At 44.6% G+C, this 296-nt stretch carries 1 protein-coding gene; it reads left to right on the top strand.

All coding sequences use genetic code 11. From position 1 onward, the window contains the following. A partial coding sequence (locus tag FHC49_RS21970; RefSeq protein ID WP_220440860.1) for an IS30 family transposase occupies nt 1-296 on the top strand: 296 nt, incomplete at both ends.

Below are 296 nucleotides of genomic sequence, written 5' to 3'. Positions count from 1 at the left end.
CGATTTAGTCTCAGGTACAAAAAACTCTCATATAGCCACACTTGTAGACCGAAAATCACGTTATACGATCATCCTTAGACTCAGGGGCAAAGATTCTGTCTCAGTAAATCAGGCTCTTACCGACAAATTCCTGAGTTTACCGTCAGAACTCAGAAAATCACTGACATGGGACAGAGGAATGGAACTGGCCAGACATCTAGAATTTACTGTCAGCACCGGCGTTAAAGTTTACTTCTGCGATCCTCAGAGTCCTTGGCAGCGGGGAACAAATGAGAACACAAATGGGCTAATTCGGC

The sequence above is a fragment of the Kluyvera sp. EC_51 genome (assembly GCF_019584505.1).
GTDB classification, from domain to species: domain Bacteria; phylum Pseudomonadota; class Gammaproteobacteria; order Enterobacterales; family Enterobacteriaceae; genus Kluyvera; species Kluyvera sichuanensis.
Note: the sequence above shows the minus strand (reverse complement) of the source record. Positions and strands in the feature narration are given on the sequence as shown.